The organism is Streptomyces sp. CB02414 (genome assembly GCF_001905385.1).
Classification (GTDB): domain Bacteria; phylum Actinomycetota; class Actinomycetes; order Streptomycetales; family Streptomycetaceae; genus Streptomyces.
This window is the reverse complement of sequence record NZ_LIPF01000002.1, coordinates 539,779-562,812: the sequence shown is the minus strand read 5'-3', so window position 1 is coordinate 562,812 and position 23,034 is coordinate 539,779. Positions and strand designations below refer to the sequence as shown.

General features: G+C 71.4%; 27 protein-coding genes and 1 riboswitch. Of the genes, 15 read left to right on the top strand and 12 right to left on the bottom strand.

Features of this window, described 5'->3' with window-relative positions; translation table 11 throughout:
* Positions 1 to 68: 68 nt before the first annotated feature.
* The 5 genes from AMK11_RS08745 to AMK11_RS08725 all read left to right on the top strand — a co-directional run bounded on the left by AMK11_RS08745 (position 69) and on the right by AMK11_RS08725 (position 5,074).
* Positions 69 to 428, top strand: a complete 360-nt coding sequence (locus AMK11_RS08745) for a hypothetical protein (protein WP_073724868.1) — start codon at positions 69 to 71, stop codon at positions 426 to 428.
* Positions 429 to 437: 9 nt separating this feature from the next.
* Positions 438 to 1,622 carry a glutathionylspermidine synthase family protein gene (locus AMK11_RS08740; protein WP_073724866.1) on the top strand — a complete coding sequence of 395 codons (1,185 nt, stop codon included), beginning with the start codon at positions 438 to 440 and terminating at the stop codon, positions 1,620 to 1,622.
* Between the two features lie 59 nt (positions 1,623 to 1,681).
* A riboswitch (ZMP/ZTP riboswitch) is annotated at positions 1,682 to 1,768 on the top strand.
* A 29-nt stretch (positions 1,769 to 1,797) separates the two neighbouring features.
* Positions 1,798 to 3,243 carry a glycine hydroxymethyltransferase gene (locus AMK11_RS08735; protein WP_073724864.1) on the top strand — a complete coding sequence of 482 codons (1,446 nt, stop codon included), beginning with the start codon at positions 1,798 to 1,800 and terminating at the stop codon, positions 3,241 to 3,243.
* A gap of 52 nt (positions 3,244 to 3,295) precedes the next feature.
* Positions 3,296 to 4,309, top strand: a complete 1,014-nt coding sequence (trpS, locus tag AMK11_RS08730; RefSeq protein WP_079187368.1) for a tryptophan--tRNA ligase — start codon at positions 3,296 to 3,298, stop codon at positions 4,307 to 4,309.
* Positions 4,310 to 4,495: 186 nt separating this feature from the next.
* A complete protein-coding gene (locus AMK11_RS08725; protein ID WP_073724860.1) occupies positions 4,496 to 5,074 on the top strand; it encodes a 2'-5' RNA ligase family protein in 579 nt (192 codons plus the stop codon).
* Positions 5,075 to 5,084: 10 nt separating this feature from the next.
* Here the strand turns inward: AMK11_RS08725 and AMK11_RS08720 are convergent, their stop codons facing one another.
* Complete coding sequence (locus AMK11_RS08720; RefSeq protein ID WP_073724858.1) at positions 5,085 to 5,840, bottom strand: decaprenylphospho-beta-D-erythro-pentofuranosid-2-ulose 2-reductase; 756 nt, start codon at positions 5,838 to 5,840, stop codon at positions 5,085 to 5,087.
* A 15-nt stretch (positions 5,841 to 5,855) separates the two neighbouring features.
* Positions 5,856 to 7,247, bottom strand: coding sequence for an FAD-binding protein (locus AMK11_RS08715; RefSeq protein ID WP_073724856.1), 1,392 nt, complete (start codon positions 7,245 to 7,247; stop codon positions 5,856 to 5,858).
* Positions 7,248 to 7,380: 133 nt separating this feature from the next.
* Between AMK11_RS08715 and AMK11_RS08710 the strand changes: the two genes are divergently transcribed.
* The 4 genes from AMK11_RS08710 to AMK11_RS08695 are packed head-to-tail and all read left to right on the top strand — an operon-like array spanning position 7,381 to position 10,236.
* Complete coding sequence (locus AMK11_RS08710) at positions 7,381 to 7,884, top strand: phosphatase PAP2 family protein (RefSeq protein WP_073724854.1); 504 nt, start codon at positions 7,381 to 7,383, stop codon at positions 7,882 to 7,884.
* Entirely contained in the window at positions 7,881 to 8,831 is a 951-nt protein-coding gene (locus AMK11_RS08705) for a decaprenyl-phosphate phosphoribosyltransferase (RefSeq protein ID WP_073724852.1), read from the top strand. The genes AMK11_RS08710 and AMK11_RS08705 overlap by 4 nt, the downstream gene beginning before the upstream one ends.
* The gene (locus AMK11_RS08700; protein ID WP_073724851.1) at positions 8,825 to 9,313 is read left to right on the top strand and encodes a GtrA family protein; all 489 of its coding nucleotides are present in this window, start codon (positions 8,825 to 8,827) and stop codon (positions 9,311 to 9,313) included. Before AMK11_RS08705 ends, AMK11_RS08700 begins: the two co-directional genes overlap by 7 nt.
* The gene (locus tag AMK11_RS08695; RefSeq protein ID WP_241846921.1) at positions 9,301 to 10,236 is read left to right on the top strand and encodes a YihY/virulence factor BrkB family protein; all 936 of its coding nucleotides are present in this window, start codon (positions 9,301 to 9,303) and stop codon (positions 10,234 to 10,236) included. The genes AMK11_RS08700 and AMK11_RS08695 overlap by 13 nt, the downstream gene beginning before the upstream one ends.
* Here the strand turns inward: AMK11_RS08695 and AMK11_RS08690 are convergent.
* Positions 10,184 to 11,476 carry a D-alanyl-D-alanine carboxypeptidase family protein gene (locus tag AMK11_RS08690; protein WP_338012642.1) on the bottom strand — a complete coding sequence of 431 codons (1,293 nt, stop codon included), beginning with the start codon at positions 11,474 to 11,476 and terminating at the stop codon, positions 10,184 to 10,186. The two genes, AMK11_RS08695 and AMK11_RS08690, sit on opposite strands and share 53 nt — an antisense overlap.
* Before the next feature lie 91 nt (positions 11,477 to 11,567).
* On the opposite strand from AMK11_RS08690, the gene AMK11_RS38390 reads away from it, so the two are divergent.
* Both AMK11_RS38390 and AMK11_RS08685 read left to right on the top strand, forming a co-directional pair.
* On the top strand, positions 11,568 to 11,807 hold the full coding sequence (locus AMK11_RS38390) for an SCO4848 family membrane protein (protein ID WP_029394383.1): 240 nt from the start codon (positions 11,568 to 11,570) through the stop codon (positions 11,805 to 11,807).
* 36 nt (positions 11,808 to 11,843) lie between these two features.
* Entirely contained in the window at positions 11,844 to 13,181 is a 1,338-nt protein-coding gene (locus tag AMK11_RS08685) for a metallophosphoesterase (RefSeq protein ID WP_073724845.1), read from the top strand.
* On the opposite strand, the gene AMK11_RS08680 is transcribed toward AMK11_RS08685, so the two are convergent.
* The 4 genes from AMK11_RS08680 to AMK11_RS08665 all read right to left on the bottom strand — a co-directional run bounded on the left by AMK11_RS08680 (position 13,172) and on the right by AMK11_RS08665 (position 15,340).
* Positions 13,172 to 13,927: a TetR/AcrR family transcriptional regulator gene (locus AMK11_RS08680; RefSeq protein ID WP_073724843.1), complete on the bottom strand. Its 756-nt coding sequence runs from the start codon at positions 13,925 to 13,927 to the stop codon at positions 13,172 to 13,174. The two genes, AMK11_RS08685 and AMK11_RS08680, sit on opposite strands and share 10 nt — an antisense overlap.
* A 10-nt stretch (positions 13,928 to 13,937) precedes the next feature.
* A complete protein-coding gene (locus AMK11_RS08675; protein ID WP_073724841.1) occupies positions 13,938 to 14,423 on the bottom strand; it encodes a thiol-disulfide oxidoreductase DCC family protein in 486 nt (161 codons plus the stop codon).
* A gap of 4 nt (positions 14,424 to 14,427) precedes the next feature.
* The gene (locus tag AMK11_RS08670; RefSeq protein ID WP_073725694.1) at positions 14,428 to 14,835 is read right to left on the bottom strand and encodes a hypothetical protein; all 408 of its coding nucleotides are present in this window, start codon (positions 14,833 to 14,835) and stop codon (positions 14,428 to 14,430) included.
* A gap of 94 nt (positions 14,836 to 14,929) precedes the next feature.
* The gene (locus tag AMK11_RS08665; RefSeq protein ID WP_073724839.1) at positions 14,930 to 15,340 is read right to left on the bottom strand and encodes a VOC family protein; all 411 of its coding nucleotides are present in this window, start codon (positions 15,338 to 15,340) and stop codon (positions 14,930 to 14,932) included.
* Positions 15,341 to 15,507: 167 nt separating this feature from the next.
* Between AMK11_RS08665 and AMK11_RS08660 the strand changes: the two genes are divergently transcribed.
* The 3 genes from AMK11_RS08660 (at position 15,508) to AMK11_RS08650 (ending at position 16,869) form a co-directional block, all read left to right on the top strand.
* Complete coding sequence (locus AMK11_RS08660) at positions 15,508 to 15,954, top strand: TM2 domain-containing protein (RefSeq protein ID WP_073724837.1); 447 nt, start codon at positions 15,508 to 15,510, stop codon at positions 15,952 to 15,954.
* Positions 15,947 to 16,366 (top strand): DUF2752 domain-containing protein, encoded by a 420-nt coding sequence (locus tag AMK11_RS08655; RefSeq protein ID WP_073724835.1) that lies wholly within the window; start codon positions 15,947 to 15,949, stop codon positions 16,364 to 16,366. Before AMK11_RS08660 ends, AMK11_RS08655 begins: the two co-directional genes overlap by 8 nt.
* 236 nt (positions 16,367 to 16,602) lie before the next feature.
* Positions 16,603 to 16,869, top strand: coding sequence for a TM2 domain-containing protein (locus tag AMK11_RS08650; RefSeq protein ID WP_031018284.1), 267 nt, complete (start codon positions 16,603 to 16,605; stop codon positions 16,867 to 16,869).
* Between the two features lie 82 nt (positions 16,870 to 16,951).
* Here AMK11_RS08650 and AMK11_RS08645 read toward each other — a convergent pair whose 3' ends face one another.
* The 5 genes from AMK11_RS08645 to AMK11_RS08625 form a co-directional block, all read right to left on the bottom strand.
* Complete coding sequence (locus AMK11_RS08645) at positions 16,952 to 17,725, bottom strand: succinate dehydrogenase iron-sulfur subunit (RefSeq protein WP_073724833.1); 774 nt, start codon at positions 17,723 to 17,725, stop codon at positions 16,952 to 16,954.
* Positions 17,725 to 19,479 (bottom strand): succinate dehydrogenase flavoprotein subunit, encoded by a 1,755-nt coding sequence (gene sdhA / locus AMK11_RS08640; RefSeq protein WP_073724831.1) that lies wholly within the window; start codon positions 19,477 to 19,479, stop codon positions 17,725 to 17,727. The genes AMK11_RS08645 and sdhA overlap by 1 nt, the downstream gene beginning before the upstream one ends.
* A gap of 19 nt (positions 19,480 to 19,498) precedes the next feature.
* Positions 19,499 to 19,987 (bottom strand): succinate dehydrogenase hydrophobic membrane anchor subunit, encoded by a 489-nt coding sequence (locus AMK11_RS08635; protein ID WP_073724829.1) that lies wholly within the window; start codon positions 19,985 to 19,987, stop codon positions 19,499 to 19,501.
* A gap of 5 nt (positions 19,988 to 19,992) precedes the next feature.
* On the bottom strand, positions 19,993 to 20,373 hold the full coding sequence (gene sdhC / locus AMK11_RS08630; RefSeq protein WP_073724827.1) for a succinate dehydrogenase, cytochrome b556 subunit: 381 nt from the start codon (positions 20,371 to 20,373) through the stop codon (positions 19,993 to 19,995).
* 180 nt (positions 20,374 to 20,553) lie between these two features.
* Positions 20,554 to 21,141, bottom strand: coding sequence for a 2-oxo-4-hydroxy-4-carboxy-5-ureidoimidazoline decarboxylase (locus AMK11_RS08625; protein ID WP_073725692.1), 588 nt, complete (start codon positions 21,139 to 21,141; stop codon positions 20,554 to 20,556).
* A 218-nt stretch (positions 21,142 to 21,359) separates the two neighbouring features.
* Here AMK11_RS08625 and AMK11_RS08620 point away from each other — a divergent pair, with 218 nt between their 5' ends.
* Entirely contained in the window at positions 21,360 to 22,970 is a 1,611-nt protein-coding gene (locus AMK11_RS08620) for a beta-N-acetylhexosaminidase (protein WP_383585221.1), read from the top strand.
* Positions 22,971 to 23,034 lie beyond the last annotated feature (64 nt).

Genomic DNA, 23,034 nt, shown 5'->3' with positions numbered 1-23,034 from the left:
GGCGACGGCCGTACACTCGATCGGCTCAACTGTCTTACCGGAAAGCGGACAACGGGGGAGAGACGGACATGGCGGAGACCCGGCGACGGCTGCGGTCGAGCACCGTGGTGCTCGGCGGCATGGGAGTGCTCGCGGCGGCCCTGAGCGCGTGCGGGTCGGACCCCGACCGCCGCTGTGTGGACCGCGACAGCTACGACTACATCAACGGCTACAAGGTCGTGGCCGACAAGAACTGCAAGTCCGGCTCCACCGGCGGCTCGTACGGCAAGGGCGGCAAGAAGAAGGGCGCCAAGGGCGTCGACGACGCCGACTGGTACTACGACGCCGACGTCAGCAACGGCTGGGCCGACTACGGCACCTTCAGCCGTGACGAGGCCGTCGACCGCGGCGGCTTCGGCTGCTCCGGCTCCGGCAGCGGCGGCGGCTGAGCCCGGACCATGGAACGCCGCACCACCGAACCCCGCCCCGGCTGGCAGCAGACCGTCGAGGAACAGGGGTGCATCTACCCCCTGACCCGCTACCCCGACGACACCCTGCGCCCCTACTGGGACGAGAGCGCCTACTACGTCTTCTCCCTGCCGGAGGTCGAGGCGCTGGAGGAGGTCGTCGAGGAACTGCACCGCATGTGCCTGGCGGCGGCCGAGCACATCGTCACCGCGAACCGCTTCGCCGACCTCGGCATCACCGACCCGCGCGTGGTCCGCGCGGTCACCGAGGCCTGGCACCGCCGCGCCGAACTCCCCTCCGTCTACGCCCGCTTCGACCTGCGCTACGACGGCACGGGGCCCGCCAAGCTCCTGGAGTACAACGCGGACACCCCGACCTCCCTGGTGGAGGCCGCCTCCCCGCAGTGGTTCTGGATGGAGGAGCGCTTCCCCGGCGCCGACCAGTGGAACAGCCTCCACGAGCGTCTGATCGACGCCTGGAAGAGGCAGGCCGCCCTCCTCCCGCCCGGCACCCCGCTGTACTTCGCGAACTCCGAGGCCGACGAGCTGGGCGAGGACCTGATGACGGTCGCCTACCTCAAGGAGACCGCCGAGCAGGCCGGGCTGGCCACCGAGTGGATCTCCATGGAGGAGATCGGCTGGGACCGCCTCTCCGGCCGCTTCGTCGACACCAAGCTGCGCTTCATCCGCAGCATCTTCAAGCTCTACCCCTGGGAGTGGCTGACCACCGACCGCTTCGCCGACCACGTCCTCGACACCCTCGACAACGGCGGCGGCACCGGCACCACCCTGTGGATCGAGCCCGCCTGGAAGATGCTGCTGAGCAACAAGGCACTGCTCGCGATCCTCTGGGAGCTGTACCCGGACCACCCCAACCTCCTCCCCGCCTACCTCGACGGCCCCCGCGACCTCGCCGACACCACCGGTTACGTCGCCAAGCCCCTCCTCGGCCGCGAGGGCGCCGGCGTCACGATCCACCGCCCCGGCACCGAGGCGCCCGAGCGCACCGAGCCCTGCTGCTACCAGGAGCTGGCCCCCCTGCCCGACTTCGACGGCAACCGGGTCGTCCTCGGTGCCTGGGTGGTGGAGAACGAGTCGGCGGGCCTCGGCATCAGGGAGTCGTCGGGCCTGGTGACGGACGAGTACGCGCGCTTCCTGCCCCATGTGATCCTCTGAGCACCGTCGCTCGCATGGTGGACGCCGCACCCCGGCACTCCGGGCCGCCCGGTAGGCTGCCCGTGGGCCGTGACTGGCGCGCTGGGATGGGACCGACCATCGGGGAGCGGCTCGAACGACGAGTGCCGTGCGCCTGGGCCGACCCGAACGCCGACCACACCGTCCGGAGGTCCTCATGCCCGCAGAGCTCACCCCCGAGTCCACCGCCTACCGCGCCGCGCTCGACGTCATCCGCGGTGTCGAGCCCCGCGTCGCCGACGCGATCGGCCAGGAGGTCGCCGACCAGCGCGAGATGCTCAAGCTGATCGCCTCGGAGAACTACGCCTCCCCGGCCACGCTGCTGACCATGGGCAACTGGTTCAGCGACAAGTACGCCGAGGGCACCGTCGGCCGCCGCTTCTACGCCGGCTGCCGCAACGTCGACACCGTCGAGTCCCTGGCCGCCGAGCACGCCCGCGAGCTCTTCGGCGCCCGCCACGCCTACGTCCAGCCCCACTCCGGCATCGACGCCAACCTCGTCGCCTTCTGGGCCGTGCTCGCCGACCGCGTCGAGGCGCCCTTCCTCCAGAAGACCGGCGTCCGCCAGATCAACGACCTGACCGAGGCCGACTGGGCCGAGCTGCGGCAGGCCTTCGGCAACCAGCGGATGCTCGGCATGTCCCTGGACGCGGGCGGCCACCTCACCCACGGCTTCCGCCCGAACATCTCCGGCAAGATGTTCGACCAGCGCTCCTACGGCACCGACCCGGCCACCGGCCTCATCGACTACGAGGCCCTGCGCGCCCAGGCCCGCGAGTTCAAGCCGCTGATCATCGTCGCCGGCTACTCCGCGTACCCGCGCCTGGTGAACTTCCGGATCATGCGCGAGATCGCCGACGAGGTCGGCGCGACCCTCATGGTCGACATGGCGCACTTCGCGGGCCTCGTCGCGGGCAAGGTCCTCACCGGCGACTTCGACCCGGTCCCGCACGCCCAGATCGTGACGACCACCACCCACAAGTCCCTGCGCGGCCCGCGCGGCGGCATGGTGCTGTGCGACGACTCCCTCAAGGACCAGGTCGACCGCGGCTGCCCGATGGTCCTCGGCGGCCCGCTCCCGCACGTCATGGCCGCCAAGGCCGTCGCCCTCGCCGAGGCCCGGCAGCCGGCGTTCCAGGACTACGCCCAGCGCATCGTCGACAACGCCCGCGCCCTCGCCGAGGGCCTGATGAAGCGCGGCGCCACCCTGGTCACCGGCGGCACCGACAACCACCTGAACCTGATCGACGTGGCCTCCTCCTACGGCCTCACCGGCCGCCAGGCCGAGGCCGCCCTCCTCGACTCCGGCATCGTCACCAACCGCAACGCCATCCCCGCCGACCCGAACGGGGCCTGGTACACCTCCGGCATCCGCGTCGGCACCCCGGCGCTCACCACGCGCGGCCTGGGCACGGCGGAGATGGACGAGGTGGCCGGCCTGATCGACCGCGTGCTGACCGCCACGGAGCCGGGCACCACGAAGTCGGGCGCCCCGTCGAAGGCCTCCCACGTCCTCGACGCGAAGACCGCGGACGAGATCTCCCGCCGGGCGACGGACCTGGTGGCGGGCTTCCCGCTGTACCCGGAGATCGACCTCGGCTGACCGCTGCCGACCGGGGGACGAGCCGCCGGTGGAACCTGAGAGAATGTCGGGCATGGCGAATGACCGACCCCGCGTGCTCTCCGGTATCCAGCCCACCGCCGGCTCGTTCCACCTCGGCAACTACCTCGGCGCCGTGCGCCAGTGGGTGTCGCTCCAGGAGTCCCACGACGCCTTCTACATGGTCGTGGACCTGCACGCGATCACGGTCCCGCAGGACCCGGCGGAGCTGCGCGCCAACACCCGCCTGGCCGTCGCCCAGCTGCTGGCCGCCGGACTGGAGCCGGACCGCTGCACGCTCTTCGTCCAGAGCCACGTCCCCGAGCACGCGCAGCTCGCCTGGGTCATGAACTGCCTCACCGGCTTCGGCGAGGCGTCCCGCATGACCCAGTTCAAGGACAAGTCCGCCAAGCAGGGCGCCGACCGCGCCTCCGTCGGCCTGTTCACGTACCCGGTCCTCCAGGTCGCGGACATCCTGCTCTACCAGGCCAACGAGGTCCCCGTGGGCGAGGACCAGCGCCAGCACATCGAGCTGACCCGTGACCTGGCCGAGCGCTTCAACGGCCGCTTCGGCGACACCTTCACCGTCCCCTCCGCCTACATCCTCAAGGAGACGGCGAAGATCTACGACCTCCAGGACCCGACGGTCAAGATGAGCAAGTCGGCGTCCACGCCGAAGGGCCTCATCAACCTCCTGGACGAGCCCAAGGCCACCGCCAAGAAGGTCAAGAGCGCGGTCACCGACACCGACACCGTGATCCGCTTCGACCGGGAGAACAAGCCGGGCGTCAGCAACCTCCTCTCCATCTATTCGGTGCTCACCGGAGCCGACATCACCGAGCTGGAGGAGAAGTACGCGGGCAAGGGCTACGGCGCGCTCAAGACCGATGTGGCCGACGTCATGGTCGAGTTCGTGACCCCCTTCCGGGACCGCACCCAGCAGTACCTGGACGACCCGGAGACCCTGGACGGGATCCTCGCCAAGGGCGCGGAGAAGGCCCGTGCCGTCGCCGCCGAGACCCTCTCCCGGGCGTACGACATGGTGGGCTTCCTCCCCGCCAAGCACTGAGCGCCGCGCCACCCCCGGTGCTGCTCACGGCACCCGCCGCCCCGCCCGTGCGCCCCGGCACGCCGCCGTAGCGCTGCACATCACTCCGGTTGCGCCTGCCCCGGGCACGGTCGTGGCCGTACAGTCGATAACCGGGTGTCCGACTCAGCGGCACCCACCGAGTGACACGTAACGACAGGAGACGACGTGGGGACCGTAACGATCGGCGTGTCGATCGCGGTCCCGGAGCCACACGGCAGCAAGCTCCAGCAGCTGCGCGCGGGCTTCGGCGACGCCGCGGCTCACGGCATCCCCACGCACGTCACCCTGCTGCCGCCGACCGAGGTCGACGGCGGCGCGCTGCCCGCGATCGAGGCGCACCTGGCGGAGGTCGCGGCCCGCGGCCGCCCCTTCCCGATGCGCCTGTCCGGCACCGGCACCTTCCGCCCGCTGTCGCCCGTGGTCTACGTCCAGGTGGTCGAGGGCGGCGCGGCCTGCTCCTGGCTGCAGAAGCGGGTCCGCGACGCCTCCGGCCCGGTCCCACGCGAACTGCAGTTCCCGTACCACCCGCACGTCACCGTGGCGCACGGCATCGACGAGGCGGCGATGGACCGCGCCTACGAGGAGCTGTCCGACTACGGGGCCCAGTGGCCCTGCACCGGCTTCGCGCTGTACGAGCAGGGCGCCGACGGGGTGTGGCGCAAGCTGCGGGAGTTCCCGTTCGGCAGCGCCACCGTGCCCCCGCAGGCGGACCGCGTCGAACGCGACTCCCTGCCCACCCGCTAGTCCGGGGCCTTCACACCGGCAGCCGCCGGAACACCCCCCGCGGCAGGTGCCGCAGCGCCGACATCACCACGCGCAGCGCGCCCGGCACCCACACCGTCTCCGAGCGCCGCCGCAGCCCCAGCTCGATCGCCGTGGCGACCGCCTCCGGCGTCGTCGCGAGCGGCGCCTCCTCCAGACCCTCGGTCATCCGCGACCGCACGAAGCCGGGGCGTACGACCATGACGTGGACGCCGGTGCCGTGCAGCGCGTCGCCGAGGCCCTGCGCGAAGGCGTCCAGGCCGGCCTTGCTGGAGCCGTAGATGAAGTTGGCGCGGCGGGCCCGCTCGCCGGCCACGGAGGAGAGCACCACCAGTGAGCCGTGGCCCTGGGCCTGGAGCGCGCGGGCGCTGATCAGGCACGTCGAGACCGCGCCGGTGTAGTTGGTCTGCGCCACCCGCACCGCGTTCAGCGGTTCCCGCTCGTCGTGCGCCTGGTCGCCCAGGACGCCGAAGGCGAGCAGCACCATGTCGATGTCGCCCTCGGCGAAGACCTTGCCGAGTGCCGCCTCGTGGGACTCGGGGTCGAGCGCGTCGAAGGCGACGGTACGGACCTCGGCGCCGAGGTCGCGCAGCCGCTCCGCCGACCGGTCCAGGGCGGGGGAAGGGCGGCCGGCCAGCCACACGGTGCGGGTGCGGCGGGTGACGAGGCGCCGCGCGGTGGCGAGCGCGATCTCGGACGTACCGCCGAGGACGAGGAGGGACTGGGGGATGCCGAAGGCGTCCTTCACGACAGCTCCAGGGGGTCAGAGGGCGAGGCGACGGGCCAGGTCGGACACGAACACCCCGCGCGGATCCAGCTCCGCGCGCAGCGCGCGGAAGTCGGTGAGGCGCGGGTACATCGCGTCGAGCAGTTCCGGCCGCAGCCGGGAGTCCTTGGCGAGGTAGACCCGCCCGCCCGCCCGCGCGACCTCCTCGTCGAGGCCGTCGAGGAAGGCCCCGAGGCCCGGCAGGCCGGCCGGGACGTCCAGGGCGAGGGTCCAGCCGGGCACGGGGAAGGAGAGCCAGCCCGGGTCGGCCTCGCCGAAGCGTTTGAGGACGGCCAGGAAGGACGGGCAGCGGTGCTCGGAGATGCGCCGCACGATCCGGCGCAGGTCGTCCGCCCGGTCGTGGCCGACGACGAACTGGTACTGCACGAAGCCGCCCCGGCCGTAGACGCGGTTCCAGTGCGGGACGCCGTCCAGCGGGTGGAAGAAGGTGGAGATCCGCTGGAGCCGGCCCCGGCTGAGGCGGGGCGCCTTGCGGTACCAGACCTCGTTGAACAGGCCCACCGTCGTCCGGCTCAGCAGGCCGTCCGGGACCAGGTCGGGGGCGGCCGGCAGGCGGGAGGTGCGGAAGGCCAGCGGGTCGCGCCGGGCCCGCGAGCGCTCGGGGAGGGCGTCCAGCGGGGCGTGGTCGCCGCGGGTGAGGACCGCCCGGCCGGTTTGCGCGCCGCGTGCGAGGAGGTCGATCCAGGCGACCGAGTAGCGGTAGCGGTGGTCGGTGGCCGTGAGGCGGGCCATCAGGTCGTCGAGGTCGGTGGCGCGCTCGGTGTCGACCGACATCAGCGCCGTCTCGACCGGCTGGAGCCGCACGGTCGCGGTGAGGATCACGCCGGTCAGGCCCATGCCCCCGGCGGTCGCGTCGAACAGCGGCGTGCCCCGGTCCACGGTGCGGACCCGCCCGTCGGCGGTGAGCAGCTCGAACGACAGCACGTGCCGGGAGAACGAACCCGACACGTGGTGGTTCTTGCCGTGGATGTCGGCGCCGATCGCCCCGCCGACCGTCACATAGCGGGTGCCGGGCGTCACCGGCACGAACCAGCCGAGCGGCAGCAGCACCTCCATAAGCCGGTGCAGGGAGACACCCGCGTCGCAGAGCACCGTGCCGCCGTCGGCGTCGATGGCGTGGACGCGGTCCAGGCCCGTCATGTCGAGCACCGCGCCGCCCGCGTTCTGAGCCGCGTCCCCGTACGCCCGCCCCAGCCCCCGCGCGATGCCCCCGCGGGCCCCGCACTCCCGGACGGCGTCGGCGGCCTCCTGGTAGGTGCGGGGGCGGATCAGCCGGGCGGTGGTGGGCGCGGTGCGGCCCCAGCCGGTGACGGGCCCCCAGGTCGTACCGGGGTCTCCTTCGGCGGCGGGAACGGTGTCGGCGGACATGCGGGCGACCGTATCGCCCCTATACAGGCGATTGGTCCAGAAACATCCCCCACATCCCCGAAACGGGTGATTAATGGTATGTCGCCCGATCGTGCCGGACTTCCGCGCCGCGGGGCGTGAACAGTGAGTCCACATGGACGACCTCGACATGGACCACCGGATCGTGACGGCGCTCAGAGCCTGCGGCACGGACCCGCGCGTGGCCGGTGCCGCGCGTGCCCTGTCCTGGGCCGGGGAGCACGGAGCGCTGTGGCTGGCGGCGGGCCTCGCCGGAGCCGCCGTGGACGGCCCGCGGCGCCGGGCCTGGCTGCGCGGCACCGCCCTCACCGCGGGCGCCCACGTCGTCAGCATGGGCGTGAAGCGGGTCGTGCGCCGTCCGCGCCCCGCGCACGTCGTGCCCCTGGTGCGCACCGCCGGCCGGCACTCCTTCCCCAGCTCCCACGCCACCTCCGCCGCCGCGGCCGCCGTCGCCTTCGGCGCGCTCGGCGTGCACGCGGTCTGGCCGCTGGCCGCCGCGGTGTGCGCCTCCCGGCTGGTCGTCGGCGTCCACTACCCCTCCGACGTCGCCGCGGGCGCTGCCCTGGGCGCGCTCACGGCCCGGCTCGGCGCCGACTGGATGCGCGGAGGCCGGCCGTGACCGACACGACCGTCCTGCGGCAACGCGCCCCGCAGCAGCGGCCCGACTCCGCGCCGCCCCGCCGCAAGGGGCTCCTGGCCGGTCTGGTCAGGACCGCCCGCCCCCGCCAGTGGGTCAAGAACGTCCTGGTCGTCGCCGCCCCGGCCGCCGCCGGCGAACTGTTCGCCCCGAACGTCCTGAGCCGGCTCGCCCTGGTCTTCGTCCTGTTCACCGCCTGCGCCGCCGCCGTCTACCTCGTCAACGACGCCCGCGACGCCGAGGCCGACCGCGCCCACCCGGTCAAGCGCCACCGCCCCGTGGCCGCCGGACAGGTCCCGGTGCCCGTCGCGTACGCCGTCGGGGGCGCCCTGGGCGTCCTCGCGCCCCTCGCCGCCGCCTGGCTGTGCCCGCCCGCCGTCCCCGCCCTGCTCACCGCCTACCTCGCCATGCAACTGGCGTACTGCATCAGCCTCAAGCACGTCCTGGTCGTCGACCTCGCCGTCGTCACCACCGGCTTCCTGATGCGGGCGATGATCGGCGGACTCGCGCTCGGCATCCCGCTGTCGCGCTGGTTCCTCATCACGACCGGCTTCGGCGCGCTGTTCATGGTCTCCGCCAAGCGCTACAGCGAAGCCGTCCAGATGGCCGGGAAGGCGGGCGCCACCCGCGCCCTGCTCACCGAGTACACCACCGGCTACCTCCGCTTCGTCTGGCAGCTCGCGGCCGGTGTCGCCGTCCTCGGCTACTGCCTGTGGGCCATGGAGGAGGGCGGCGTCCCGCACACCAGCGTGCTGCCCTGGCGCCAGCTTTCCATGGTCGCCTTCATCCTCGCCGTCCTGCGCTACGCCGTCTTCGCCGACCGCGGCACCGCCGGCGAACCCGAGGACGTCGTCCTGCGCGACCGGGCGCTCGCGCTGATCGGCGTGGTGTGGGTGGCGATGTACGCCCTGGCGGTGGCCAATTGGTAGACGGCACCACCAAGGATGCCCGGCGGCGCGAACTGACCGGCTTCGCCGCCGCCGGCCTCCTCGCCTACGCCGTCGACCTCGCCCTCTTCACGCTCCTGCGCGGCCCGGCGGGCCTCGACCCGCTCACCGCCAAGGCCCTCTCCTTCGTCGCCGGCTGCTCCGTCGCCTACGCGGGAAACGCGCTGGGCACCTACCGCCACACCCGGCCCCGGGGCCTGCGCCCGTACGCCGTCTTCTTCGCGGTGAACGCCGCCGGAGCCGCCGTACAGCTGCTGTGCCTGGCCGTCAGCCACTACGGCCTCGGCCTCACCTCGCAGCGCGCCGACACGGTCTCCGGAGCCGGAATCGGCATGGTGCTGGCCACCATCCTGCGTTTCTGGGGCACAAGAACACTGGTCTTCCGCACCGGGGACGGAACCGGTGGCACGACGGGATCATGGACCGGGACGAGCGGGGGCAGGGTCGGATCATGGACTGGCTGAAGAAGCTCCCCGTGGTGGGGCCGTGGCTGGCACGGCTGATGACCACGCACGCGTGGCGCTCCTACGAACGACTCGACCGGGTGAAGTGGACGCGGCTGGCCGCCGCCATGACCTTCACCAGCTTCGTCGCCCTCTTCCCGCTCCTCAGCCTGGCCGCCGCCATCGCCGCCGCCACCCTCAGCAAGGACCAGCAGGACCAGCTCCAGGACAAGATCGCCGAGCAGATCCCCGGCATCTCCGACCAGCTCAACATCCAGAGCCTGATCGACAACGCCGGCACCGTCGGCCTCATCGCCGGTGCCCTGCTGCTGTTCACCGGCATCGGCTGGGTCGACGCCACCCGGGGCTGCCTGCGCGCCGTCTGGGAGCTGCCGGACGAGGAGGAGAACCCCGTCCTGCACCGGGCCAAGGACGCCGGCGTCCTCGTCGGTCTCGGCGGCGCCCTCCTGGTCACCGTCGCCATCTCCGCCGTGGCCTCGGCGCTGGTCGGCTGGATCGTCCGGCAACTGGGCCTCGACGGCGGCGTCGGCAGCGTGCTCCTGTACGTCGCCGCGTTCGCCGTCGCCGTACTCGCCGACTTCCTGCTCCTGCTGTACGTCCTGGCCCTGCTCCCCGGCGTACAGCCCGCGCGCCGCCGGCTGGTGGTGGCCGCGCTGATCGGCGCGGTCGGCTTCGAGCTGCTGAAGCTGCTGCTGAGCGGCTACATGCAGGGCGTCGCCGCGAAGAGCATGTACGGCGCCTTCGGCGTCCCCGTCGCCCTGCTGCTGTGGATCAACTTCACCTCGAAGCTGGTGCTGTTCTGCGCCGCATGGACGGCGACGGGCAGCAAGGAGCAGGAACTCGGGGACGAGGACGGCGGCGAGCAGGGCGTCAGGGGCGCGTCCGGCGACGGACCAGGTCCGGCAGCGGCCACCGCCGGTTGATCAGCCACGCCCCGCCCGCGAGCAGCACGAGCACCCCGGCGGTGATGCCGGCCGCGACCCCGACGCCGCCGGAACCCTCCCCGGCCGGGGCTCCGGCCACCGGCTGCGCGCCCGCCGCGCCCTTCCCGGTGCCCCCGGCCTGCCCGGAGGACGACGCGTCCGGCCGGGGGCTCGCCTGCGCGGCGCTCCTCGGCGGGACCAGCTCACCCACCGGCTTCACCTTGCCGACCGCCTTGAAGCCCCAGTCGAAGAGGCGGGCGGTCTCCTTGTAGACCTCGTTGTGCTCGTCCTTCTGCGGGTTCATCACGGTGACGAGCAGCACCTTGCCGCCCTGCTCGGCGACGCCCGTGAAGGTGTAGCCCGCGTTGGTGGTGTAGCCGTTCTTCACGCCCGCGATGCCCGGGTAGACCTCCACGTCGGAGTCGCCGGCCAGCAGGCGGTTGGTGTTCTGGATCTCGAAGGACTCGCGGGACGTCTTGCCCTTCTTGTCCTTCTTCGTCTCGCCGGGGAACTGCGAGCGGACCGTCGAGGCGTACTCGCGGAAGTCCTTCTTCTGGAGCCCGGAGCGGGCGATGAGCGTCAGGTCGTACGCGGAGGAGACCTGGCCCGGCGCGTCGTAGCCGTCCGGGCTGACCACGGTCGTGTCGAGGGCCTGGAGCTCCTGGGCGTGCGCGTTCATCTCCTCGACCGTCTTCTTCACGCCGCCGTTCATCGCGGACAGCACGTGCACGGCGTCGTTGCCCGAGCGCAGGAAGACCCCGAGCCACAGGTCGTGGACGGTGTAGGTCTCGTCCTCCTTGACGCCGACCATGCTGGAGCCCGCCCCGAGGCCCGCCAGGTCGGAGGGAACGACCTTGTGCTTGGTGGTCTTCGGCCACTTCGGCAGCAGCGTGTCGGCGAAGAGCATCTTCAGCGTGCTCGCCGGGGCCAGCCGCCAGTGCGCGTTGTGCGCGGCGAGCACGTCGCCGGACTCGGCGTCGGCCACGATCCACGAGCGGGCGGTGAGGTCCTTCGGCAGCACGGGCGCCCCGCCCGCCAGGTCGACCTGCGTCCCGGGCTTGCCCAGCCGCGCGCCGCCCATGATCGACATGGACGCGGGCGGAGTGACGGAGGGACTGGCCGACGGGCTCGCCGAGGGGCTGGGGGCGGCGAGCGCGGCGGGGGAGAGGAGACCGAGCGCGGTCAGGGCGGCGGCGGTGACCGTCAGGGAGCGCCTGGCGGTCTTCGTGGGTGCGGGCACGAGCGAGAACGTACCGCCCGCGTGCGACGCCTTCCCACCCCGCTCCCCACCCCGCGCACGGTTCCGGACACGCGGCGGCGATACTGAAGGCATGAAGCTCAGCCGCCCCGTCTCCTGGTTCCTGCTCGCTTTCGGGGTGTGGAGCTGGATCATCTGGATCACTTTCGTCAAAAATCTGATCAAGGACAGCAGTGGGCTCGCGTTCGAGGACGGCGACCCGACGGCGTACTTCTGGGTGCACCTGCTGCTCGCGGTCGTCTCCTTCGTATTGGGGACGGTCGTGGGGGTCATCGGGTTGCGCGGGGTGCGCGCGCTGCGCCGAACGTCATAGGCGTCACGGACGCCGCAACTGAGGGGAATCGACGGCATGGTGGTCGTCTTCGCGCTCGTCGCGCTGGCCGTGGTGGGCGTCATCGCGACGGCCAACTGGTACGTGTGGCGGCGCCTGTTCCGCGACACGACCCGCGGTCCCGGCCCCGTACGCCGCATCGGCGCGGTGGTGATCGCCGGAGGCTGGGTGCTGGCGGTCGGCGCGCTGGTCGCCGAGCGCGCGGGCGCACCCTTCTGGCTCCAGCGTGTCCTGGCCTGGCCGGGCTTCCTGTGGCTGGCACTGTCGATCTACCTGCTGCTCGCCGTGCTGGCGGGCGAAATCGTACGGCCGCTGCTGCGGCGGTTCCTGGAGCGGCGGGCGGCCGGGCGGCGGCAGGCGGAGCCGGAACCCCGCACCCCGGCCGCGGACACCAGGCGCATACCGGCCGGGACGGCCCCGCCCAAGACCCCCGAGGCCCCGGACACCGGCACTCCTGACGCCGACGCCGACGCCGACGCCGACGCGGGCACCGGCACCCCGGCCACCCCGCCCGAGAGCCCCCTCGCCCTCCCTTCCCGCCGCCTCTTCGTCTCCCGCGTCGTCGCGGGTGCCGCCGCCGCGGCGGCCGTCGGGACGGTCGGCTACGGCACGTACGGCGTGCTGAATGGCCCGAGCGTGAAGCGGGTCACCGTGCCGCTGGCCAAGCTCCCGCGCGCGGCGCACGGCTTCCGCATCGCCGTGGTCAGCGACATCCACCTCGGCCCGGTGCTCGGCCGGGGCTTCGCGCAGAAGGTCGTCGACACCATCAACTCCACGCAGCCCGACCTGATCGCCGTCGTCGGCGACCTGGTCGACGGCAGTGTGAAGGACCTCGGCCCGGCCGCGGCCCCGCTGGCCCAGCTCAAGGCGCGGCACGGCGCGTACTTCGTCACCGGCAACCACGAGTACTTCTCCGGCGCCGAGCAGTGGGTCGCCGAGGTGCGCCGCCTCGGCCTGATCCCGCTGGAGAACGCCCGCACCGAGCTGCCCCACTTCGACCTGGCCGGCGTCAACGACGTGGCCGGCGAGGACGAGGGCCAGGGCCCCGACTACGCCAAGGCCCTCGGCGACCGGGACCGGGCGCGGGCCTGCGTGCTCCTCGCCCACCAGCCGGTGATGATCCACGACGCCGTCGACCACGGCGTCGACCTCCAGCTCTCCGGCCACACCCACGGCGGCCAGCTGTGGCCCGGCAACCTCATCGCGGGCGCCGCCAACCCGACCCTGGCGGGCCTGGAGCGCTACGGCGACACCCAGCTGTACGTCAGCCGGGGCGCGGGTGCCTGGGGACCGCCCACGCGGGTGGGGGCCGAGTCGGACATCACGGTGGTCGAGCTGGCGTCCCGTCAGGCCTGAGGGCCGGAACCCCCCGCCGGCTTCTTCGCGGGGTCCGGCAGCGCCTTCGTCATCCCCGGCAGGAAGTCCGTGAACAGTTCGTGCACCTCGCGCACCAGCGGGCGCAGCACCCGGAAACGGGCCAGCACGACGCCCCGCGCGGTGAGCCGGGCGCCGCGCTCGGCGAGCCGGTAGCTGCGCTCGCGCCCCTCCGTGCGGTCGAAGATCCAGTACAGGACCAGGCCCATCTGCGAGAGCCACATCAGCTCGGGCAGGATTTCCCGCAGGTCGTCGGGGACCTTGGTCTTCGCCCCGGCGAGCACCGCGCGGTGGATGCTGATGGCCTCCGCGCGGGCGTGCTCCGACTCCGGGGAGAAGGGGCTGAGCGGGCTGTCCGGGTCGGCGGCGTTCTTGAAGAACTGCACCGCGAACTCGTGGTACGGCGTGGCGATGTCCAGCCAGACCTTCAGCACGCCCGCCAGCCGCGCCTCCAGGTCGCTCTCGCGGGCCAGCACCTCCCGGACCGCCGCCTGGTGCTCGGCGGCGATCCGGTCGTAGAACCCCTGGATCAGGTGCTCCTTGCCGGCGAAGTAGTAGTACGCGTTGCCGACGGAGACCCCGGCCTCCTGGGCGATGGCCCGCATCGTCGTCCGGTCGTAGCCGCGTTCCTGGAACAGCCGCATGGCCGTCTCCAGGATCAGCGCGCGGGTCTGCTCGGACTTGCTGAGGTGGGCGCCGTCGTCGGGGCCGTCGTTCTTCGCGGGCACGGCACCGAGCCTAGCGAGTCGCGCAGGAGCCGTCGGCACAGCCGGGTCCGGTGTAGACCCACCCGAGCCGCGGCTCGTAGGCCCACCCATCGGATCGGCGGTACCCGGCGCCGCCCCACCGCTGCTGTCCGCCCCGCCACTTGGCGGCGGCGAGCACGGCTCCCCGGGCCAGCACCGCACCGGTGGGCGTGCTGAGCCGGTGGGCGAGCCTGCGGTACCCGCGCAGCGCCCACAGGACGACGACCCAGGCGGCGGCGCCCCGGTATACCTGGCCGGCGTCGCCGACGGCGGTGACCTCGTCGAAGGTGGCCGCGTGGTCGAGGCCGGGGAAGCGCCGCCGTGCCTCGTCCGACCCGGCCGGAACCAGGTCCAGCGGCACCAGCCGCGGCTGCCGCAGCAGCCAGTCCCGTACGTGGGTGCACAGCGAGCACTCGGCGTCGTAGAGGACGGTGAGCCGGCGCACGGGGGCGCCGGCCGTCCCGGGGGCGTGTGCCATCGGCTCAGGCCCCGGCCGTCGGAGCCACCCAGCCCTGCGGCGGGACCGGCGGCACCTGCTCCCGCTCCATCATCCCGCGCCGCCGGATCTTGTTGAGCACCCAGACGTTGCCCAGGTGCATCACGCCGAGCACCAGCAGTACGACGCCCAGCTTGGTCGACAGGGCCTCGAAGATGCCGCGGGTGTCGGCGATGGTGTCGTCGCCGCTCAGGTAGAGGGCGACGAAGCCGAGGTTCACCAGGTAGAAGCCCACCACCAGGAGGTGGTTGACCGCGTCGGCGAGCTTCTCGTTGCCGTGCAGCACATCGGCGAGGAAGATCCGGCCGTTGCGGCTGAGCGTGCGGGCCACCCAGACGGTCAGACCGATGCTGACGACCAGGTAGATGACGTAGGCGATGACGGTGCGGTCCATGCCCCACCCCTTCTTGAACGCGTTCAAAACGCTGACAGAGGTGACTGTAGACCTCCTTTTGAACGCGTTCAACTCGGCGGCGGAGTGGTCCGCGTCACGGTCGCCGGCCCAGCTCCGGCCGCTTGCTGTAGTCCGTGAGGCCGATGACGTTCCCCCACGGGTCGGCGAACTCGACGGTCCAGCCGGTGGCGACGGGGAACGGCTCGTCGAGCGGCGGCACCCCGGCGTCGCGCAGTTCGCGGGCGGCCCTGCGGGCGTCCGTCACCTCCAGCCACACGCGCGCGGAGGGCCACATCGGCGGCTGGCGCCCGAACTCCTCCTCGTGGCGCAGCAGGAGGCCCGGTGTCTCGACCCCCACCTTCAGCAGGGCGATCCCGGCCTCGTCGAGCCGGTAGGCGACCGGGAAGCCGGCCCGCTCGTAGAAGTCGACGGCCACGCCGAGGTCCCCGACGGGCAGCAGCACGTTGTCGAACCCGAGCAGTTCGTACGACTCATGATCTGACATGACGTCACATTAGGTGTGCGCGGAGCGAAGAGAGCGCAACCGGCGACACGACGGCGCCGGGGTCACTCGTCGGGCGGACCGGTACTCCAGGGCCCCGACTTCTCTTTGTTCGTACAGTCCTGCAATATGACCGGCAGTTTTCCGCAACGTCCAGGAGTGACACCACTGTGAGCGAGCAGCCGCAGCAGCCGAACCAGCCGCCCGGTTACGGTTACCCGAACCAGGCCTCCGGCCCGACCGATCAGGCCGGTCCCTACGGCTACCCGCAGGGTGGCTACCAGCAGCAGCCTCCCGGCGGCTACCAGCAGCCCGCCGGCGGCTACCAGACCCCCTACCAGCAGGCGCCCGGCTACTACGCCGCGGACCCCAACGCGCCCTACGGCTACGACCCCTACGGGCGCCCGGTCTCCGACAAGTCGAAGATCGTCGCCGGCGTGCTCCAGCTCTTCCTCGGCAGCTTCGGCATCGGCCGGTTCTACGTCGGCAACGTCGGCATGGGCATAGCCCAGCTCCTCACCTGTGGCGGGCTCGGCTTCTGGGCGCTGATCGACGGCATCATGTACCTGGTCAGCAACGACCGTACGGACGCCCAGGGGCGGATCCTGCGTGGCTGACGCGGCCCGCACCGCACCGTCTGCGAGGCGGCGCCCGTCGTGGCATCCCGCGGCGGCGCCCCTCGCGGTGCTCGTCGCGGGCGCCGCGGGGGCCGGGTACCTGTGGTTCACCGACCCGCACGAGTCCGGGCACCTCCTGCCCCAGTGCCCGTTCCGGTACGTCACCGGGCTGCTCTGTCCGGCCTGCGGCGGCACCCGCATGACGTACGACCTGATGCACGGTCACTTCGCGGCGGCCTGGCTGGACAACCGCGTCCTGCTGCTCGCCGCGCCGTTCGCGCTGGCGCTGTGGGGCCGCTGGACGGTGGAGGGCCTGCGCGGGCGCTTCTACCGGCCCCGGATCGCTCCGTGGGTCCAGGCGCTGATCCTGCTGACGGCGGTGGCGTGGACGGTGGCGCGCAACCTCGTCTGAGACGCCGGGAGCACGGCGCGGGTTGACGATCGTATGATCACGGAATGGGAACGTTCGCTCGAATCCACTCCCGTCAGTCCCATCAGTCTCTCTAAGCTCTCCTCGCACAGGGGGGACGTCCACGGCGCTACGTGGACCGCCGTGCAATTCCGTGCGCGATCAGCGGTGTTCCTTCCTGGGCCCCCGGGCGGCCGTTCCGTCCCGGCCCGTTCCCACCTCTCCCCAGGAGCACCACCATGACCGTCCCTCCGAACCCCGCCGCGCCCTACGGCTTCGACCCGCAGGGCCGCCCGTACTCCGACAAGTCGAAGATCGTCGCCGGTCTGCTCCAGATATTCCTGGGCGGCCTGGGCATCGGCCGGTTCTACGTGGGCTCCGTCGGGGTCGGCGTCGCCCAGCTCCTCACCTGCGGCGGCCTGGGCTTCTGGGCGCTGATCGACGGCATCCTCTTCCTGACCAGCAAGGACCGCACCGACAAGGAGGGCCGCGTGCTGCGCGGCTGACGCCGCGTACGGCCCCGTAGCACGGCCGAGGGCCCCGATCGTCACGATCGGGGCCCTCGGCCGTGTGCTCGGCGCGTGCGGGTCAGAAGCGGCGCGTGATCAGCGCCCGCTTCACCTCCGCGATCGCCTTGGTGACCTCGATACCGCGCGGGCAGGCGTCCGTGCAGTTGAAGGTCGTGCGGCAGCGCCAGACGCCGTCGCGGTCGTTGAGGATCTCCAGCCGCTGCTCGCCGGCCTCGTCACGCGAGTCGAAGATGAAGCGGTGGGCGTTCACGATCGCGGCCGGGCCGAAGTACTGCCCGTCGTTCCAGAACACCGGGCACGAGGACGTGCACGCGGCGCACAGGATGCACTTGGTCGTGTCGTCGAAGCGCTCGCGGTCCTCGGCGGACTGCAGGCGCTCGCGCGTCGGCTCGTTGGTGTCCTTCGTGATCAGGAAGGGCATCACGTCCCGGTACGCCTGGAAGAACGGCTCCATGTCGACGACCAGGTCCTTGAGGACCGTCAGGCCCTTGATGGCCTCGACCGTGATCGGCTTCTCGGGGCTGACGTCCTTGATCAGCGTCTTGCAGGCGAGGCGGTTCTTGCCGTTGATCCGCATGGCGTCCGACCCGCAGATGCCGTGCGCGCAGGAACGGCGGAAGGTCAGGCTTCCGTCCAGGTCCCACTTGATCTTGTGCAGCGCGTCGAGGACACGCTCCTTCGGGTCGATCTCCAGCTGGAAGTCTTCCCAGGTCGCCTCCGCCGAGACCTCCGGGTTGAACCGGCGGACGCGGAAGGTGACCGTGATGTACGGGGAGTCGGCGAACCCGGGCTCGGGGGCCGAGTCGTTCTTCTCCATGACAGGGGTAGCCATCAGTACTTACGCTCCATCGGCTGGTAGCGGGTCTGGACGACCGGCTTGTAGTCGAGCCGGATGGACTCGGCGCCGTCGTCGCCCACCTCGCGGTACGCCATGGTGTGGCGCATGAAGTTGACGTCGTCGCGGTTGGGGAAGTCCTCGCGGTAGTGACCGCCGCGCGACTCCTTGCGGGCGAGCGCGGACACCGCCATGACCTCGGCCAGGTCGAGCAGGTTGCCCAGCTCGACGGCCTCCAGCAGGTCGGTGTTGAAGCGCCGGCCCTTGTCCTGGATCGCCACGTTCTTGTAGCGGGCGCGCAGCTCGCCGATCTTCTCCACGGCCGTCTTGATCGTCTGCTCGGTGCGGAACACCATGACGTTGGCGTCCATGGTCTCCTGCAGCTCGCGACGGAGCGTCGCCACCCGCTCGGTGCCGGTGGAGGAGCGCAGCCGCTCGATCTGCTCGACGACCAGGGACTCCGGGTCCTCGGGCAGCTCGACGAAGTCCGCCTTCTGCGCGTACTCCGCGGCCGCGATGCCGGCCCGCTTGCCGAAGACGTTGATGTCCAGCAGCGAGTTGGTGCCCAGGCGGTTGGCGCCGTGCACCGACACGCAGGCGACCTCGCCGGCCGCGTACAGGCCCGGCACGACGGTGGTGTTGTCCGCCAGGACCTCACCCTCGACGTTGGTCGGGATGCCGCCCATCGCGTAGTGCGCCGTCGGCTGGATCGGAATCGGGTCCGTGTAGGGCTCGATGCCGAGGTAGGTCCGCGCGAACTCCGTGATGTCGGGCAGCTTGGCGTCCAGCTGCTCTGGCGGCAGGTGGGTGAGGTCCAGGTAGACGTGGTCGCCCTCGGGACCGCAGCCGCGGCCCTCGCGGATCTCGGTGTAGATGGACCGGGAGACGACGTCACGGGACGCGAGGTCCTTCATGACCGGCGCGTACTTCTCCATGAAGCGCTCGCCGTCCTTGTTGCGGAGGATGCCGCCCTCACCGCGGGCGCCCTCCGTCAGCAGGATGCCCATGCGCCAGATGCCGGTCGGGTGGAACTGGAAGAACTCCATGTCCTCCAGCGGCAGCCCGCGCCGGTACACGGCCGCCTGGCCGTCGCCGGTCAGCGTGTGCGCGTTGGACGTCACCTTGAAGAACTTGCCGGTGCCGCCGGACGCGTAGATCACGGACTTCGCCTGGAAGACGTGGATCTCGCCGGTCGCCAGCTCGTAGGCCACCACGCCGGCGGACTTCTTGACGCCGTCGACCTCGGTGATCAGCTGGTCCAGGACGTAGAACTCGTTGAAGAACTCCACGCCCTCCTTGACACAGTTCTGGTACAGCGTCTGGAGGATCATGTGACCGGTGCGGTCGGCCGCGTAGCAGGAGCGGCGGACCGGCGCCTCGCCGTGGTTGCGGGAGTGACCGCCGAAACGGCGCTGGTCGATCGTCCCGTTCGGCGTCCGGTTGAACGGCAGGCCCATCTTCTCCAGGTCGAGGACCGAGTCGATGGCCTCCTTCGCCAGGATCTCGGCGGCGTCCTGGTCGACCAGGTAGTCACCGCCCTTGACCGTGTCGAAGGTGTGCCACTCCCAGTTGTCCTCCTCCACGTTGGCCAGCGCGGCGGCCATGCCGCCCTGCGCGGCGCCCGTGTGGGACCGGGTGGGGTAGAGCTTCGTCAGGACGGCGGTGCGGCTGCGCTTCGTCGACTCGATGGCCGCGCGCATGCCGGCGCCACCGGCGCCGACGATGACGGTGTCGTACTTGTGTACCTTCATGATTTTCGCAGCCCCGTGCCTAGCGGATGTTCGGGTCGAAGGTGAAGATCACCAGCGTGCCCAGCAGGATGGTGAACACCGTGGCGGTGTAGAGCAGGCCCTTGAGCCACAGGCGGGTGTTCGGGCGCTCCGCGTAGTCGTTGATGACCGTGCGCAGGCCGTTCGCGCCGTGCAGCATCGCCAGCCACAGCATCAGCAGGTCCCAGACCTGCCAGAACGGCGAGGCCCAGCGGCCGGCCACGAAGGCGAAGCCGATCTTGGACACGCCGCCGTCCAGCACCAGCTGGATGAGCAGGTGGCCGATGACCAGGACGACCAGCACGACGCCGGACAGGCGCATGAAGAGCCAGGCGGCCATCTCGAAGTTGCCGCGCGTGGACTTCGGGGACTTCTTGGTCCGCTTGCGGGGCGGCTCGATCAGCGGCGCGGGATTGTCCACGTCGTAGACGGAGGCGCCGGCGCCCTCGACGGGGCCGATGCCGGAGGCGGTGGTTTCAGTGGTCGACATGCGCGTCAGCTCCCGAACAGTTCACGAGCGGCGTGGCCGAGGACGGGGTAGATCGCCCCGAGCATCAGCACGACCCACAGACCGACGACGGTCCAGAGCATCTGCTTCTGGTAGCGGGCGCCCTTGACCCAGAAGTCGACGGCGATGACACGCAGGCCGTTGAGCGCGTGGAACAGGATGGCGGCCACCAGGCCGTACTCCAGAAGCGCGACGATCGGCGTCTTGTACGTGGCCACGACGGTGTCGTAGGCCTCAGGGGACACACGGACGAGAGCGGTGTCCAGCACGTGGACGAACAGGAAGAAGAAAATGAGGACGCCGGTGACTCGGTGAGCCACCCAGGACCACATTCCTTCCCGGCCGCGGTACAGCGTTCCAGCCGGCACGGAAGTTTCCTCCGGGAGCGGGGATTGGGGCCGCGCCGGCTTTCCTTGTCGGTCGGGCCCGGCCGGGTACGGTCCACCGGCCCCCAGCATCGTAGCGACGGTTGCCTGCGGCGCTTACGGGGGGCCTGCTTGTGTGATCAAAGTTGCACTCAAAGGAGCAGTGGGGTGAGTGCGGGGCGGCTACCGGGGTGGGGGGTTTGGGTGGTTTGCCGGGTGCGGATCGTCGGTGGCTGGTCGCGCCCGCGCGGCGGAGCCGCTGATGTCACGGTCCCGCGCCCCTGAAAGTTGGACCAGTCGGCCCCTTGCCAAGCGGCGCAGTTCCTCGGAGGCGACGAGGCGCTCTTCGTCCGGATCGTTTGCCAATCGTGACCGGATGCCTGCCAGTACGTGGTCCAGGGCCTCGTCCGCGTCCATGCCGTCCAGGCACATGACGAACACATGCCCGAAACGCGCCTCGTACGCGGCGTACGCCGCGTTCAGGGCCGTGTGGGCTGCCGCGTAGGTGTCCTGGGGGAGGGGTGGGAGGGTTTCCGCGGCCAGGGCCTCTGTCAGGTCGTCGGGGGAGAGGTCGTACGCCGCCTCGTCCGCGGCCGCCAGGAGGGACGGGAGGTCGGGGTAGGGGCGGTGGGAGGTGAGGCGGTGGGCCCAGTGGCGGCTGTTCAGGCAGGTCAGAAGGGTCCGGGCGGCCTCGTCGGAGGGCGCTGTGTTGAAGCGCTCCAGCGAAGAGGGTGTTACCGGTGTGGCGCGGGTTTGCGCTTGTACCGGTATGGCCACTCGGCCGGGGAAGTCTGGGAGACGGTGCGCAGGCAGCGTGGGTCCTCGTGGGCGTCACGTGTGTGTCGGCAGGGGATTGTGCGAAGGAAGTGGCGTCACGTTATCGAGTGACGGCATGGCGTGTCCGACCGATGCCCGAATTTCACCTGAACGGGAGAGTTTCAGAACATGTGGTGGACGCATGGTGGAGCTCGCGGCCCTAGGTTGGCGCTGTGAGCCAGCACGGACGCCGGATACCGGCGCACAAGGTGAGGCAGCGGGCCGTGATCGCCGGCACGGTGGTCGCCGCCCTCGGCGTGGGAGTCGGCCTCTGGGCCACCGACGGGGACGGCGGACCGGGAGCGCCGGCCGCCCGCACCTCGGAGGAGGCCGCGGCCCCCAGCCCCAGCCGCTCGTACCCGCTCTCCGAGGAGCCGCGCACCATACCGGCGGTGCGTGAGCACACCCCGGCCCGCGGCCCCGGCTGGCAGCCGGAGAAGGACCACCGCGTGGTCGTCGCCGACGCCTCCCTCGCCGACGAGGGGCGGCTGATCGCCGGCGAGCTGGGCATGGCGTACGCGGGGGAGAAGGACGACGAACGCGCCGGGGACCTGCTGCTGGACGTCAAGCAGGACAAGGGCGCCGACCCGGAGTCGTACACCATGACCGTGCGCGACGGCCGGGTCACCGTCACCGGGCCGGCCGAGGCGGGCGTCTACTACGGCACCCGGACCCTGAAGCAGGCCGTGGACGGCGGCGGCACCGCGCCGGAGGGCGAGGTGAAGGACGAGCCGGCCAAGGAGCGGCGCGGGTTCATGCTCGACATCGCCCGCAAGCACTACGACGCCGACTGGATCAAGGACCGGATACGCGAGCTCGGCGACCTCAAGTTCAACGAGCTGGGCCTCCACTTCTCCGACGACCAGGCCTTCCGTATCGAGTCCGACTCGCACCCCGAGATCGTCTCCGACGACCACCTGACCAAGGCGCAGGTCAAGGAGATCGTCGACCTCGCCGCCGCCCACCACATCACCGTCGTCCCCGAGATCGACTCGCCCGGACACCTCGGCGCCGTGATCGCCGCCCACCCCGGCCTCCAGCTGCGCAACGCGCAGGGCACGCCCACGCGCGGCGCGATCGACATCTCGAAGCCGGAGGCCGGCGAGATCGTCGACGACCTGCTGAACGAGTACGCCGACCTCTTCCCCAGCTCGCAGTGGCACCTGGGTGCCGACGAGTACCAGGCGCTCGTCGTGCCCGACCCCGAGGCGTCCTACCCGGACCTGGCCGCCGCCGCCCGCGAGGCGTACGGCCCCGGCGGCACCGTCGCCGACCTCACCACCGCCTGGCTCAACGCCCGCGCCAAGACGGTCATGGCCCACGACCGCACCCCGCGCGCCTGGAACGACGGCTTCTTCAAGGACACGTCCGTCGAGCCGCTGAAGGAGATCCAGGTCGCCTACTGGACCGGTAAGGAGATAGGCGCCCGGCAGCCCGCCGAGTACCTGAGCGCGGGCCGGAAGGTCATCAACTACAACGACGAGTTCCTCTACTACGTCCTCGGCGAGCCGCTGACCTTCGTCTACCCGACCGGCGAGCGCATCTACGAGCAGTGGACCCCGCGCGTGATCCGGGGCACGGAGGCGGTCGACGCCAAGTACGACGACCAGATACTCGGCGGCAGCTTCGCGGTCTGGGGCGACATCCCGGACGCCCAGACGCAGGCGCAGGTCGCCGAGGGCATCCGGCTGCCGCTGGCGGCGACGGTCCAGAAGCTGTGGGACCCGGAGAAGCCGGAGCTGTCCTGGGCCGACTTCAAGGCGCTGGCGAACCGGCTCGACTGACCGCCCGGCACGAGATTGTCGGATACGGCTGCGAACTTCCGTACGGCTGTGGTGGTCTTTTGGC